This is a genomic window from Pseudomonas sp. CBS, from assembly GCF_024734645.1.
Lineage (GTDB): Bacteria > Pseudomonadota > Gammaproteobacteria > Pseudomonadales > Pseudomonadaceae > Aquipseudomonas.
The window spans coordinates 5,771,242-5,786,432 of the sequence record NZ_CP102929.1 but is presented as its reverse complement, the minus strand read 5'-3'; the positions used below and the strand labels follow the sequence as shown (position 1 = coordinate 5,786,432).

Annotated in this window: 11 protein-coding genes; all 11 read right to left on the bottom strand. The window is 59.5% G+C overall.

What is annotated here, in order from left to right; genetic code table 11:
- Nucleotides 1–5 precede the first annotated feature (5 nt).
- Nucleotides 6–1,637 (bottom strand): CTP synthase, encoded by a 1,632-nt coding sequence (locus NVB75_RS26335; protein WP_003219298.1) that lies wholly within the window; start codon nt 1,635–1,637, stop codon nt 6–8.
- 273 nt (nt 1,638–1,910) lie between these two features.
- Nucleotides 1,911–3,230, bottom strand: coding sequence for a tRNA lysidine(34) synthetase TilS (gene tilS, locus NVB75_RS26330; protein ID WP_258344001.1), 1,320 nt, complete (start codon nt 3,228–3,230; stop codon nt 1,911–1,913).
- Nucleotides 3,231–3,406: 176 nt separating this feature from the next.
- Nucleotides 3,407–4,354, bottom strand: coding sequence for an acetyl-CoA carboxylase carboxyltransferase subunit alpha (locus NVB75_RS26325; RefSeq protein WP_010176746.1), 948 nt, complete (start codon nt 4,352–4,354; stop codon nt 3,407–3,409).
- A gap of 139 nt (nt 4,355–4,493) precedes the next feature.
- Nucleotides 4,494–8,015, bottom strand: a complete 3,522-nt coding sequence (gene dnaE / locus NVB75_RS26320) for a DNA polymerase III subunit alpha (RefSeq protein ID WP_063032894.1) — start codon at nt 8,013–8,015, stop codon at nt 4,494–4,496.
- Nucleotides 8,016–8,090: 75 nt separating this feature from the next.
- The gene (gene rnhB / locus NVB75_RS26315) at nt 8,091–8,723 is read right to left on the bottom strand and encodes a ribonuclease HII (protein ID WP_177008895.1); all 633 of its coding nucleotides are present in this window, start codon (nt 8,721–8,723) and stop codon (nt 8,091–8,093) included.
- Nucleotides 8,720–9,859 carry a lipid-A-disaccharide synthase gene (lpxB, locus tag NVB75_RS26310; protein WP_258344000.1) on the bottom strand — a complete coding sequence of 380 codons (1,140 nt, stop codon included), beginning with the start codon at nt 9,857–9,859 and terminating at the stop codon, nt 8,720–8,722. Before lpxB ends, rnhB begins: the two co-directional genes overlap by 4 nt.
- Before the next feature lie 2 nt (nt 9,860–9,861).
- Complete coding sequence (gene lpxA, locus NVB75_RS26305; RefSeq protein ID WP_003219308.1) at nt 9,862–10,638, bottom strand: acyl-ACP--UDP-N-acetylglucosamine O-acyltransferase; 777 nt, start codon at nt 10,636–10,638, stop codon at nt 9,862–9,864.
- Nucleotides 10,635–11,075 (bottom strand): 3-hydroxyacyl-ACP dehydratase FabZ, encoded by a 441-nt coding sequence (gene fabZ, locus NVB75_RS26300; RefSeq protein ID WP_003172281.1) that lies wholly within the window; start codon nt 11,073–11,075, stop codon nt 10,635–10,637. Before fabZ ends, lpxA begins: the two co-directional genes overlap by 4 nt.
- Before the next feature lie 110 nt (nt 11,076–11,185).
- Nucleotides 11,186–12,241, bottom strand: a complete 1,056-nt coding sequence (gene lpxD / locus NVB75_RS26295; RefSeq protein WP_258343998.1) for a UDP-3-O-(3-hydroxymyristoyl)glucosamine N-acyltransferase — start codon at nt 12,239–12,241, stop codon at nt 11,186–11,188.
- Between the two features lie 3 nt (nt 12,242–12,244).
- Nucleotides 12,245–12,748, bottom strand: coding sequence for an OmpH family outer membrane protein (locus tag NVB75_RS26290; RefSeq protein WP_003219314.1), 504 nt, complete (start codon nt 12,746–12,748; stop codon nt 12,245–12,247).
- 44 nt (nt 12,749–12,792) lie between these two features.
- On the bottom strand, nt 12,793–15,180 hold the full coding sequence (gene bamA, locus NVB75_RS26285; protein WP_258343997.1) for an outer membrane protein assembly factor BamA: 2,388 nt from the start codon (nt 15,178–15,180) through the stop codon (nt 12,793–12,795).
- Nucleotides 15,181–15,191 lie beyond the last annotated feature (11 nt).

The following is a 15,191-nucleotide window of genomic DNA, read 5'->3' as shown; positions in this document are numbered from 1 at the left end:
CAGGTTTACGCCTTCTTCTGATGTTGCGTCAGTGCTGCTTTAACGAAGCCGCTGAACAACGGGTGACCATCGCGCGGGGTCGATGTGAACTCCGGGTGGAACTGGCAAGCCACGAACCAAGGATGATCCGGTGCTTCAACCACTTCAACCAGTGCGCCATCACCGGAACGACCGGAGATCTTCAGGCCGGCTTCCATGATTTTCGGCAGCAGGTTGTTGTTCACTTCGTAGCGGTGACGGTGACGCTCGACGATCACGTCCTTGCCGTAGCAATCGTGAACCAGCGAACCCGGCTCCAGCAGGCAATCCTGCGCGCCGAGGCGCATGGTGCCGCCCAGGTCGGACGCTTCGGTACGGGTTTCGACGGCGCCGGTGGCATCTTCCCACTCGGTGATCAGGCCCACGACCGGGTGGCCGCTGGTGCGATCGAACTCGGTGGAGTTGGCGTCTTTCCAGCCCATGACGTTACGGGCGAACTCGATGACCGCCACTTGCATGCCCAGGCAGATACCCAGGTATGGCACCTTGTTCTCACGAGCGTACTGGACGGCAGTGATCTTGCCTTCCACGCCACGCAGACCGAAGCCGCCAGGAACCAGGATGGCGTCAACGCCTTCCAGCAGCGCAGTGCCCTGGTTCTCGATGTCTTCGGAGTCGATGTAGCGCAGGTTGACCTTGGTACGGTTGCTGATGCCCGCGTGGCTCATCGCTTCGATCAGCGACTTGTAGGCGTCCAGCAGCTCCATGTACTTGCCGACCATGGCGATGGTGACTTCATGCTCAGGGTTGAGCTTGGCGTCGACCACGGCTTCCCACTCGGACAGATCGGCGCCGCCACACTGCAGGCCGAAACGCTCGACGACAAAATCATCCAGCCCCTGGGAATGCAGGATGCCCGGGATCTTGTAGATGGTGTCGGCGTCTTCCAGGGCGATCACCGCACGTTCTTCAACGTTGGTGAACTGGGCGATCTTGCGACGGGACGCGATGTCGATCGCGTGGTCGGAGCGGCACACCAGCACGTCCGGCTGCAGGCCGATGGAACGCAGTTCCTTGACCGAGTGCTGGGTAGGCTTGGTTTTGGTTTCGCCGGCGGTGGCGATGTAGGGCACCAGTGTCAGGTGCATCAGCATCGCGCGCTTGGCGCCGACTTCGAAACGCAACTGGCGGATGGCTTCGAGGAACGGTTGGGACTCGATGTCACCTACGGTGCCACCGATCTCGACCATCGCCACGTCGGCATCGCCTGCACCCTTGATGATGCGGCGCTTGATTTCGTCGGTGATGTGCGGGATCACCTGGATGGTTGCACCCAGGTAGTCACCACGGCGCTCCTTGCGCAGCACGTGCTCGTAGACACGGCCGGTGGTGAAGTTGTTGTTCTGGGTCATGGTCGTGCGGATGAACCGCTCGTAGTGGCCCAGGTCCAGGTCGGTCTCGGCGCCGTCGTGAGTGACGAACACTTCACCGTGCTGGAACGGGCTCATGGTGCCCGGGTCAACGTTGATGTACGGGTCCAGCTTGAGCATGGTGACCTTAAGTCCCCGCGCCTCCAGGATGGCCGCCAATGAAGCGGAGGCAATGCCTTTCCCCAATGAAGAAACAACACCGCCCGTGACGAATATGTAGCGCGTCATGAAAAACCCTAGAAGTCTGCGTTAAAGCGGTCCGAGCCGCCGGGGAAAGCGAAGGAAGGCCGAAGCCCCCGATCACCTGCATTAATCACAGTGCACCTTTCAAAAAAACCGCCGCGTTGTGACAGACCAGCAATGAAATACCGGTACGTTGATCGCTACACATTTTTTGGAATCGCCCAGCAAAGACTGCTTGGTAATCGGCAACTGCTGCGATTCAGGCGAATCCACAGAAGTTGTATCAAGAAGGGAGCGTAGTCTACCGGAAAGGCTCTATCAGCTCAAACCTTGATCGCAGGTTGGTGGCGCCCAATGTAATTGCCAGCCGGTACCGCCACCCGCCGCAAGCCCCGGCAGGTTGGCCACAGCCAGCAATTGTTGGCCCTGATACAGCAGCGGCAATCTGCCACGGATGAAGCCTGGCACCGCACTTTCATTAAGCAACCGCTTCAGGTCACGCCGGCCCCGGCCTGGCAATTCCATGATTTCACCGCCTTGGCGATAACGGATGCTCAGGGGGCCTTCCGGTGCGCTGCCACTGAAGCGAAGGTGGCCGTTACCGGGTAACTGTAGTGGGTTTTGCGGCTGTGGCCAGCTCACCGATGCGTCAGAAAATTCCGACCAACTGGCGGGTAACCACCAGATATGCCCACCGCAACGGTGCAATTCACCGTCGGCCAGGCGCCACAGCGGCTGTGCATCGTGTCTGGCGTCGCGCAAGGTCGCCCAGCCGGCCCAGTGCTCGCTGTCGGGCAAGCGCGTCAGCGGTGTCAGCCAGTGCCTGAGTGCGTTGCGCTGGCGGGCCTCGGAGAGCGCGGCAAGCGGTTCAAGGGTCAGCGAAGGCAATGCCAGCCAGGGGAACACCGGGTGCTGGCTGGCGGCCAGCAGGTCCATCTGCGCCAGTTCGTCGAGCAAGCCCAGGGCTTCGCTCAAATGTTCGGCGCTGCGAGCCATGGTGCTGACGGCTTGGGGCCAACGTTCGGTCAGGCGCGGGAAAACATGGTGGCGCAGGTAATTGCGGGAGAAACGCGGATCGGCGTTGGACGGGTCTTCGATCCAGTCCAATTGATGCTCGCGGGCGTAGGCTTCCAGGTCGGCGCGGGATACATCCAGCAAGGGCCGCACCACGTAGCCGGTCGCCAGTGGGCGCTGTGCAGGCATCGCCGCCAGCCCACGCACGCCAGCGCCACGCAACAAGCGAAACAGCAAGGTTTCGGCCTGGTCGTCGCGGTGCTGGCCCGTGATCAGCAACTCCCCTGCCTCGATGACCTCGGCAAACGCCTGATACCGCGCTTCACGTGCCGCGCGCTCCAGGCTTGCGCCAGGTTGCACCTGCACGCGGATCACTTGCAGGGGAACGCCCAGGGCGTCACACACGGCCTGGCAATGGGCCGGCCACGCGTCAGCCGCAGCCTGCAGCCCATGATGAACATGAAGCGCACTGAGTGGCGGAAGCTTTTCGGTTTTGGCCAGCGTGGCCAGGAGGTGCAGCAGGACGGTGGAGTCGAGGCCGCCGGAGAAGGCGATATGCCAGGCCGGGGCGTTGCGCCAGGGGGCGACGGCTTGCAGGAGCTTGGCGGTTAAGGTGGGCTTCATAGCAAAGTACGCCATCAATCTGGAATGCGATAACCCAGCATACACAAAGCAAATGTGGGAGCGGGCTTGCTCGCGAATGCAGTGTGTCAGTCGCCAACTATATTGACTGAATCACCGCCTTCGCGAGCAAGCCCGCTCCCACACAAGCCCGCTCCCGCATTTGGTAACGCGTCGGCTTAGAGACCGTAGCTCATCAGGCGCTCGTAACGACGGGCCAGCAGCGCCTCGTTGTCGAACTTCTTGAGCATCGCCAGTTGCGAGCTGAGTTCAGCACGAATGGTCGCGGCAGCGGCAGCCGGGTCACGGTGGGCGCCGCCCAATGGCTCGGCGATCACTTTGTCCACGATACCCAGGCCTTTCAGGCGATCAGCAGTGATGCCCATGGCTTCAGCGGCATCCGGCGCTTTCTCGGCGGTTTTCCACAGGATCGAGGCGCAACCTTCCGGCGAGATCACCGCGTAGGTCGAATATTGCAGCATGTTCAGTTGGTCGCAGACGCCAATGGCCAATGCACCGCCGGAACCGCCTTCGCCGATCACGGTAGCGATGATCGGAGTCTTCAGGCGAGCCATCACCCGCAGGTTCCAGGCAATCGCTTCGCTCTGGTTGCGCTCTTCAGCGTCGATACCCGGGTACGCGCCCGGGGTGTCGATGAAGGTCAGGATCGGCATCTTGAAACGCTCGGCCATTTCCATCAGGCGGCAAGCCTTACGGTAGCCTTCCGGGCGCGGCATGCCGAAGTTGCGACGGACTTTCTCGCGCACTTCACGGCCTTTCTGGTGACCGATCACCATCACTGGCTGGTCGTCCAGGCGAGCGATACCGCCCACGATGGCAGCGTCGTCGGAGAAGTGACGGTCGCCGTGCAGTTCATCGAACTCGGTGAAGATGTGCTCGATGTAGTCCAGGGTGTACGGACGGCGCGGGTGGCGGGCCAGGCGCGCGATCTGCCAGCTGGTCAGCTTGCCGAAGATGTCTTCGGTAAGCGTGCTGCTCTTGTCTTGCAGGCGAGCGATTTCATCGCCGATATTCAGCGAATTGTCATTGCCGACCAGGCGCAGCTCTTCGATCTTGGCTTGCAGGTCAGCGATCGGCTGTTCGAAATCAAGAAAATTCGGGTTCATAAGCGTCCGTCTTGGGTCGACGGCCAAGGGGTGCCTGGCCAGCCGGTTGTCTATTCGCGCCCTACCTTAAGGGAGAGGCGCGGTTAGGTCGAGATTAAATGTTCGGTCGAGATCAGGCGTTCTTTGTACGGCCTGACCGTCAACGGTATTGGAGGAAGACGTTGTCACGCCCGAACTGGTCACGCAATGCTTGAATCAAGCCATCCGCGGGGTCAATTCGCCACGTCTCACCAAACTGCAACATCGCCTTGGCATCGTCGCGGGTGTACTCCATGGTCACCGGGCAGGCGCCACGGTGGCGTTTAAGCAAGTCACCCAACCAGCGTAGCTGATCACCTTTGAGCGCATCGGTCTTGACCTTCAAGCGCAGGCTTTCGGCCAGGTTGGTGCGAGCATCTTCCATGCTCATCACGCGCTTGATCCGCAGGCGCAGGCCGCCGGAGAAGTCGTCGTTGCTGACCTCCCCTTCCACCACCACCATCGCGTCGGTCTGCAACAGCGACTGGGCGGAGTGGAATGCATCGGCAAACAGCGACGCTTCGATCCGGCCCGAGCGGTCGTCGAGGGTGATGAAGCCCATCTTGTCGCCCTTTTTATTCTTCATCACCCGCAGCGCGATGATCATGCCCGCGACGGTCTGGGTGTCCCGCGCCGGCTTCAGGTCGATGATGCGCTGGCGGGCGAAACGCCGGATTTCACCTTCGTATTCGTCAATCGGGTGACCGGTGAGGTACAGGCCCAGGGTGTCCTTCTCGCCCTTGAGGCGCTCCTTGAGGGTCAGGTCCTTGGCCTTGCGATGGTTGGCGTAGACGTCGGCGTCTTCTTCGACGAACAGCCCGCCAAACAGGTCGGCGTGGCCGCTGTCGTGGGTGCGCGCGGTCTGCTCGGCGGCCTTGATCGCTTCTTCCATGGCGGTCAGCAATACCGCGCGGTTGCGGTCGATATTGGCCTGGTACGCCTTCGGCTCATCATGGAAATACGGGCCCAGACGATCCAGGGCGCCGCTGCGGATCAAGCCATCCAGGGTACGTTTGTTGATGCGCTTGAGGTCAACCCGGGCGCAGAAGTCGAACAGGTCCTTGAACGGCCCGTCCTGACGCGCTTCGGTAATCGCCTCCACCGGACCTTCGCCCACGCCCTTGATCGCACCGAGGCCATAAATGATGCGGCCTTCGTCGTTTACCGTGAACTTGAACTCGGAGGTGTTCACGTCCGGCGCGTCGAGGCGCAGCTTCATGGTCCGCACTTCTTCGATCAAGGTCACGACCTTGTCGGTGTTGTGCATATCCGCAGACAGTACCGCGGCCATGAACGGCGCCGGGTAGTGAGCCTTCAGCCAGGCCGTCTGGTACGACACCAGGCCGTAGGCGGCGGAGTGGGATTTGTTGAAGCCGTAACCGGCGAATTTCTCTACCAGGTCGAAGATGTTACCGGCCAGGTCGGCGTCGATATTGTTGGTGGCGCAACCCTCAATGAAGCCACCGCGCTGCTTGGCCATCTCCTCGGGCTTTTTCTTACCCATGGCTCGACGCAGCATGTCCGCGCCGCCCAGGGTATAGCCGGCCATGACCTGGGCAATCTGCATCACCTGTTCTTGATACAGAATGATGCCGTAGGTCGGTGCCAGTACCGGCTTGAGGCCTTCGTACTGGTAGTCGGAGTGCGGGTAAGCCAGTTCGGCACGCCCGTGCTTACGGTTGATGAAGTCATCCACCATGCCCGATTGCAGCGGGCCCGGACGGAACAGGGCCACCAGTGCGATCAAGTCTTCCAGGCAGTCGGGCTTGAGCTTTTTGATCAGCTCTTTCATGCCGCGGGATTCAAGCTGGAACACGGCTGTGGTTTCAGCCTTTTGCAGCAGGCTGTAGGTCGGTTTGTCGTCCAGCGGGATAAACGCGATATCCAGCGGTGGCTCGTTGACCTTGGCGCGGTCGCGATTGATGGTCTTGAGCGCCCAGTCGATGATCGTCAGGGTCCGCAGGCCGAGGAAGTCGAACTTCACCAGGCCGGCCGCCTCCACGTCATCCTTGTCGAACTGGGTTACCAGGCCGTCGCCTTCTTCATCGCAATAGATCGGCGAAAAGTCAGTCAGTTTGGTGGGCGCGATAACCACACCACCGGCGTGTTTACCGACGTTACGCACCACGCCTTCGAGCTTGCGCGCCATGTCCCAGATTTCAGCCGCTTCTTCATCGACCTTGATGAAGTCCCGCAGGATTTCTTCCTGCTCGTAGGCTTTTTCCAGGGTCATGCCGACTTCGAACGGGATCATCTTCGACAGACGGTCTGCCAGGCCGTAGGACTTGCCCTGCACCCGGGCCACGTCGCGGATTACCGCTTTCGCCGCCATGGAACCGAAGGTGATGATCTGGCTTACAGCGTTACGGCCGTATTTCTCGGCCACGTATTCGATAACCCGGTCGCGACCATCCATGCAGAAGTCGACGTCGAAGTCGGGCATCGATACCCGTTCCGGGTTAAGGAAACGTTCGAACAGCAGGTCATATTCCAGCGGGTCGAGGTCGGTGATCTTCTGCACATAGGCCACCAGCGACCCGGCACCCGATCCACGGCCTGGGCCCACCGGCACGCCGTTGCTTTTGGCCCACTGGATAAAGTCCATTACGATCAGGAAGTAACCGGGGAACCCCATCTGGATAATGATATCCAGCTCGAAATTCAGCCGATCGACGTAGACCTGGCGCTTGGCTTCATAATCTTCAGTGGTGTCCTTGGGCAGCAGGACGCTCAGGCGTTCCTCCAAACCGTCGAACGACACCTTGCGGAAATACTCGTCGATGGTCATGCCATCGGGGATCGGGAAGTTGGGCAGGAAGTGCTTGCCCAGCTTCACTTCAATATTGCAGCGCTTGGCAATTTCGACGGAGTTTTCCAGGGCCTCGGGCAGGTCACTGAACAGCTCGGCCATTTCATCGGCGCTTTTGAGGTACTGCTCTTCGCTGTAGTTTTTCGAGCGGCGCGGATCGTCCAGCGCCCGGCCTTCACCGATGCATACGCGGGTTTCGTGGGCCTCGAAGTCTTCCTTCTTGATAAAGCGCACATCGTTGGTCGCCACCAGCGGCGCGCCAAGCTTTTCAGCCAGGGCCACGGCGGCGTGCAACTGCTCTTCATCGTTGGGGCGGTTGGTGCGCTGGATTTCCAGGTAGAAACGGTTGGGGAACACCTCCATCCACTCACGGGCCAGCACTTCTGCCTCGTGGGGATTGCCGCCCAACAGCGCGATGCCGATCTCACCCTCTTTGGCCGCCGAGAGCATGATCAGCCCTTCGCTGGCCTCGGCCACCCATTCGCGCTCGATGATGATCGAGCCGTTGCGCTGGCCATCGATAAAACCACGGGAAATCAGTTCGGTGAGATTGCGATAACCCACGCCGTTCATCGCCAACAGGCTGATGCGGCTCAGTGGGTTATCCGGGTCTTTGTTCGACAGCCAGAGGTCGGCGCCGCAGATCGGCTTGATGCCGGCGCCCATGGCGGCCTTGTAGAACTTGACCAGGGAGCACATGTTGTTCTGGTCGGTCACCGCCACGGCAGGCATGTTCATGCCCACCAGGGTTTTGACCAGGGGTTTGATCCGTACCAGGCCGTCGACCAGGGAGTATTCAGTGTGCAGGCGCAGGTGAACGAATGAAGCCGGCATAGTGATCCTGTACAAAACGTGGAGACAACAAGGCCCGGATTGTACCGGGCCTTGGCAAAAACATCAGCCTTGCTGCTAAACCTCGATCAGGCTTTCCCGAGCCTCGAAAGCCTGGCGAACCGGGGCAAACGAGCGGCGGTGGATCGGGGTCGGCCCCAGGCGAGCCAAAGCTTCCAGATGAACGGGCGTCGGGTAACCCTTATGGCCACCAATCCCGTAGCCGGGATAGATCAATTCGAAAGCCGCCATTTCACGGTCACGGCTGACCTTGGCCAGGATCGATGCAGCGGCAATCGCCGGCACCTTGCTATCACCCTTGACCACCGCTTCAGCCGGCATCGTCAGCTTCGGGCAGCGGTTGCCGTCGATCATCGCCATTTTGGGCGTGATGTGCAGGCCTTCAATAGCGCGCTGCATGGCCAGCATGGTGGCGTGCAGGATGTTCAGTTCGTCGATTTCTTCGACCTCAGCCCGGGCGATGTGCCAGCTCAGGGCTTTCTCACAGATCTCGTCGTAGAGTTTTTCTCGACGGGCTTCGGTGAGCTTCTTCGAATCGTTCAGGCCGAGGATCGGGCGGTTCGGATCGAGAATCACTGCGGCGGTGACGACTGCGCCGCACAGCGGGCCGCGACCGACTTCGTCAACACCGGCAACCAGATCAAGGGCATCGGCGACCAGGCTGAAATCCAGGCCCATTTGCGTCTTCATAGGGTTTCCTGTTTATGGCCGATCAAGGTCAGCACAGCGTCCGCCGCCTGGTTCGACGCATCACGACGCAAGGTGCGGTGGATTTCGTCGAAACCACGGGTCTGCTCTTCGCCGCCATCGATCAACGGAAGCATGGTTTGCGCCAAAGCCTCAGGCATCGCATCGTCCTGCAACAACTCGGGCACCAACAGACGCTGGGCCAGCAAATTGGGCAGGGAGATGTAGGGGCTTTTGACCATACGCTTGAGAATCCAGTAGGTCAGCGGCGCCAAGCGATAGGCCACGACCATCGGCCGTTTGTAGAGCAAGGCTTCCAAGGTCGCAGTGCCGGAGGCGATCAGCACCGCATCGCACGCAGCCAGTGCCAGGTGCGAGCCCCCGTCGAGCAGGGTCAACGGCAAGGTGCGCCCGACCAGCAATTCTTCAATTTGTGCACGGCGCTGAGGACTGGCACATGGCAATACGAAGCGCACACCCGGCTTCAGCGCCTGCAGACGTTCGGCAGCATCAAAAAACAGCGCGCCGAGACGACCGACTTCGCCACCACGGCTACCCGGCATCAAGGCGACCAACGGCCCGTCGGGCAAGCCCAGTTCGGCACGCGCCGCAGCACGGTCGGCCTGAAGCGGAATGGTGTCGGCCAGGGTGTGCCCGACAAACCGCACCGGCACGCCCTTCTCTTCGTAGAACCGGGCCTCGAAGGGCAGCAGGGTCAGCATCAGGTCGCAGCCTTCGCGAATCTTCAGCACGCGCTTTTGCCGCCACGCCCACACGGACGGGCTGACGTAATGCACGGTCTTGATCCCGGCCTGACGCAACTTGAGTTCGATATTGAGGGTGAAGTCCGGAGCGTCGATTCCGATAAAGACGTCGGGCTTTTCTTCGATCAGGGTCTGGATCAGCTTTTTGCGGCGAGCCAGCAGCTCACGTAACCGACCCAACACTTCCACCAGCCCCATGACCGACAAGCGCTCCATGGGAAAGTAGGACGTGAGGCCTTCAGCCTGCATCAGCGGACCGCCGACACCGATGAATTCAACCGCAGGATGCTGGAGCTTGAGGGCCCGCATCAGGCCTGCACCGAGAATATCGCCGGAAGCTTCTCCGGCCACCAACGCTATACGCAGCTTGGCCATGATCAGCGGGTGATGCCGCGAGTCGACGACTGGATCGAGTCACGGAATATCGCGACTTCCGGAAACAATGCGGCTGGCTCCGTCAGTTCGATCAACGCCTGGTCAACCGTCAACCCCTGGCGGTAAACCACCTTGTAGGCGCGGCGCAGGGCGTGGATGGCGTCTTCGCTGAAACCCCGCCGGCGCATGCCTTCGAAGTTCATGCTGCGAGCTTCGGCCGGGTTGCCGAACACCGTGACGAATGCTGGAACATCCTTGCCGATGGCGGTACCCATGCCGGAAAAACTGTGGGCGCCGATATGGCAGTACTGATGCACCAGGGTGAAGCCGGACAGGATCGCCCAATCGTCAACGTGCACGTGGCCAGCCAACGCGGTGTTATTAACTAGGATGCAGTGGTTGCCGATGACGCTGTCATGGCCGATGTGCGCATAGGCCATCACCAGGTTGTGATCACCCAGGGTGGTCTCTGCGCGGTCCTGAACGGTACCGCGGTGAATGGTCACGCCTTCACGGATGATGTTGTGATCACCGATTACCAGACGCGTTTCTTCACCCTTGTACTTCATGTCCGGAGTGTCTTCGCCTATCGATGAAAACTGATAGATGCGATTGTGTTTGCCAATCCGCGTCGGGCCCTTGAGGATCACATGCGGCCCGATGACTGTCCCCTCGCCGATTTCCACACCTGCGCCGACGATCGACCAAGGGCCGACCTCAACGTCGGCGGCCAGTACGGCCGTCGGATCGATGATTGCGCGAGGGTCAATCAAACTCATAGTTTGCGTTCCGCACAGATGATTTCAGCCGAGCACACCGGCTTGCCGTCGACCGACGCCTGGCATTCGAACTTCCAGATCTGGCGCTTGCAACTGATGAACTTGGCTTCCAGGATCAACTGGTCACCCGGGGTCACCGGGTTGCGGAAGCGCAGTTTGTCGGAGCCCACGAAATAGTAGAGCGTGCCATCGGCAGGCTTCAGGTCGAGCATTTTGAAACCAAGGATACCGGCAGCCTGGGCCATCGCTTCGATGATCAAAACGCCTGGCATGATGGGATGCGCAGGGAAGTGACCGTTGAAGAACGGTTCGTTGATGCTGACATTCTTGTAGGCACGAATGCGCTTTTCCTCAACATTGAGGTCCACTACACGGTCCACCAGCAGGAACGGGTAACGGTGAGGCAGGTATTCGCGAATCTCGTTGATGTCCATCATTTCGGGGGGAAGCCTGTAATAAAGATTGGGAGCGTGCGGACTAAGGCACGCCCCTCTAGCAAATCAAGGAGGCAGTCTAGCGGCTGTGCACACTTGATATGGAAATGGTATCAGCCATCTGATGAAGCATTACCGCCAGGGGTCACGTCCCCAACACGCTTTTCCAGATGTTTCAGGCGCCGAGCGATATCGTCGAGCTGCCTCAGACGTGCCGCGCTCTTGCGCCATTCGGCCGCAGGCTGCATGGCCGTACCGGACGAATAGGACCCAGGTTCGGTAATCGAATGGGTCACCATGGTCATGCCGGTGATGAATACGTTGTCGCACACTTCAATATGGCCCACCAGGCCAACACCGCCGGCGAGCATGCAATGCTTGCCAATCTTGGTGCTGCCGGAAATCCCCACGCACGCCGCCATGGCGGTGTGATCGCCAATCTGTACGTTATGGGCGATCTGAATCTGGTTATCCAGCTTCACGCCGTTACCAATGACGGTATCGGCCAAGGCCCCACGGTCAACAGCGGTGTTGACGCCAATTTCAACGTCATTGCCGATCAACACACCGCCCACTTGGGCAATCTTGTGCCAAATACCCTTCGAGTTAGCGAAGCCGAAGCCCTCGCCACCGATCACGGCACCTGACTGAATCACCACACGCTCACCAATACGCACGTCGTGGTACAGGGTCACACGCGGAGCCAGCCAGCCACCGGCACCAATCTCGCTGCGGGCGCCGATAAAGCACTGGGCGCCTATCGTTACACCCGCGCCGATACGGGCGCCGCTTTCGATCACCACAAAAGCACCGATGCTCGCAGCAGGGTCAACCTGCGCGTCATCCGCGATAACCGCAGAAGGATGGATACCTGCGGCAGCCTTGGGTTTCGGATCGAACAGGTGCGATGCCTGGGCATACGCAAGGTACGGGTCGGCAACAACCAGCGCATCCCCGGTAAACCCTTCGGCGTCAGCGGCCTTCAGCAGCACGGCTGCGGCTCGGCTTTCGCCCAGGTATTTACGGTATTGGGGGTTTGCCAGGAAGCTCAACTGAGCTGGGCCAGCCTCCTGCAAGGTGGCTAGCCCAGTAATGTCCTTCTCCGGAGAGCCACGTAAGGTGGCCCCCAGGAACTCGGCCAATTGCCCGAGCTTGATAGTCGCAGTCATGGCTTACTTCAGCTGATTCATGCGCTCGATCACCTGGCGGGTGATGTCGTACTGAGGTTTAACGTCGATGACTGCACCGCGTTCGAATACCAGGTCAAAGGCACCTTTCTTGATGACTTCTTCCACAGCGCTGTCGAGTTTCGGCTTGAGTTGCTTGAGCATTTCGCGGTCGGCAACAGCCTTGGCCTCGTTCAGCTCCTTGGACTGGAACTGGTAGTCACGGGCCTTTTGCTTGAATTCAAGCTCCAGACGCTCGCGCTCGCCTTGCTGCATCTTGTCGCCACCGGCCACCAGACGATCCTGGATGCCCTTGGCGCTGCTTTCCAGCGTCTTGAGCTTGGTCAGTTGAGGACCGAATTTCTTCTCGGCATCCACGGCGTACTTCTTGGCCGCATCGGATTCCAGCAGAGCCATCTGATAGTTCAGAACAGCAATCTTCATTTCGGCAAAGGCCGGGGTCGCTACCAGGACAGTCGCCAGGAGAACCAATTGAGTCAACTTACGCACGATGCACTCCTACAAATCCGTTGTCGTTATCTTGGGTCAGACGCTTAGAACGTCTGGCCGAGGGAGAATTGGAAAATCTGGGTTTCAGCGTTATCCGGTTTCTTGATCGGCATGGCCAGAGCAAAGCTCAATGGGCCCAGCGCCGTCACCCAGGTCACGCCCACACCGACAGAGCTTGCCAGGTTGCTCAGACTTACGTCGTTGCACTGCGTGTTGGACTTCGAGCCATTCGGGTTGGTGACCTGTTCGCACTTGGAGTCGAACACGTTACCCACATCCCAGAAGACCGAAGTACGCAGGGAACGTTGATCTTTAACGAATGGCAGCGGGAACAGGATTTCCGCACCACCCTGGATCAGCACGTTACCACCGAACGGCAGCGGGTCGTTGTCCGAGTCAGGCTGGGTACCCTGGTTACCGGTCACTAACTGGCCACGGCTTGGCGTACCACGAGGCCCCAATGTGCTGTCCTTGAAACCACGTACCGAGTTGAAACCACCCGCGTAGTAGTTCTCATAGAACGGCAAGCCGCTGGTCGAACCATAACCATCGCCATAACCCAATTCGGTGTGCAGGCGCATGGTGTAGTTTTCGCTCAATGGCTGGAACAACTGGCCACGGTAGTCGAGTTTGAAGAACGACAGATCGCTGCCCGGCGTGGTTGCTTCCAGAGTCAGGCTCTGGGAATGGCCACGAGTCGCCAGTACACCTTTGTTCAGGGTCGATTCCGACCAGCCGGCCGAAGCCTTGAAGTTCAGGAACTGGTCGCCTTCTTTACGCACGAAGTTGAAGATTTCGTCCACGGTGTACACACCGGTCTTGATCTTGTCCTGTTGCGCGGTCAGGCCGAAGGTCAGACGCGAGGTCTCACTGATCGGGTAACCAATGTTGGCGCCAACACCCAGGCTGTCGATTGCATAGCTTGCAACGTCAACGTCGAGGTCTTTGTAGTCGGTTGTGCGGTAGAAGGCGTTGTAGCCCAGGCTCACACCGTCAGCAGTCCAGTAGGGGTCGACATAACCGAAGTTATAGCGGCTCTGGTATTCGCTGCGGGTCAGGCCGATGGAAACCTTGTTACCGGTACCGAGGAAGTTGTTCTGGGTGATCGAACCACCCAGGATCAGACCGGCACTCTGGGCGAAACCGACGCTGGCGGTAATCGAACCGGAGGCTTGTTCTTCTACGGCGTAGTTCACGTCAACCTGGTCATCCACACCCGGTACAGCCGGGGTTTCAACGTTGACTTCCTTAAAGAAGCCCAGGCGCTCAAGGCGAACCTTGGACTGGTCGATCAGGTAAGTCGACGCCCAGCCACCTTCCATCTGACGCATTTCGCGACGCAGCACTTCGTCGGCCGACTTGGTGTTGCCACGGAAGTTGATGCGGTTCACGTAGGCACGCTTGCCCGGATCTACGACGAAGGTGATGTCTACGGTATGGTCTTCGTCGTGCGGGGTCGGTACGCCGTTGACGTTGGCGAAGGTATAGCCTTCGTTACCCAGACGACGGGTGATCAGTTCGGACGTGGTGGTCATCAGCTTGCGCGAGAACACCTGGTCTTTCTGCACCAGCAACAGGGACTTGACCTGGTCTTCAGGCACTTTCAAGTCACCGCTGAGCTTGACGTCACGAACCTTGTACTTCTCGCCTTCGTTGACGTTGACAGTGATATAGACGTGCTTCTTGTCCGGGGTGATGGACACCTGGGTCGAAGCGATATCCATGTTGATATAGCCACGGTCCAGGTAGTAGGAACGCAGGCGTTCCAGGTCACCGGACAGTTTTTCGCGAGCATACTTGTCATCGTTCTTGAAGAACGACAGCCAGTTGGTGGTCTTGAGTTCGAACAGGTCGACCAGGTCGTCATCGGAGAACTTGGTGTTACCCACCACGTTGATGTGCTGGATCGCCGCCACGGTGCCTTCGTTGATGTTGACCTTCAGGCCGACGCGGTTACGCGGCTGCGGTACCACTTCGGTCTCGACGGTTGCCGAGTAACGGCCCTGGGCAACGTACTGGCGTTGCAGTTCGTTACGCACACCTTCGAGGGTGGCACGCTGGAAGATCTCGCCTTCGGCAAGGCCCGATTGTTTGAGGCCTTTCATCAAGTCTTCAGTGGAGATCGCCTTGTTGCCTTCGATCTCGATACTGGCGACAGAAGGCCGCTCGACGACGGTGATGACGAGGACGTTACCTTCGCGACCCAGTTGGATATCTTGAAAGAACCCGGTTTTGAACAGCGCACGAGTGGATTCCACCAGGCGACGATCATCAGCCTGTTCCCCGACGTTCAACGGCAAGGCACCAAAGACGCTACCCGCGGAAACCCGCTGGAGGCCGTTGACGCGAATATCGGAGATGGTGAAGGACTCGGCGTGAACTTCGGCGATCATCAATACGGTGAGAACCGCAGTTAGCAGCAGACGTTTCATGAAGTCCTTTC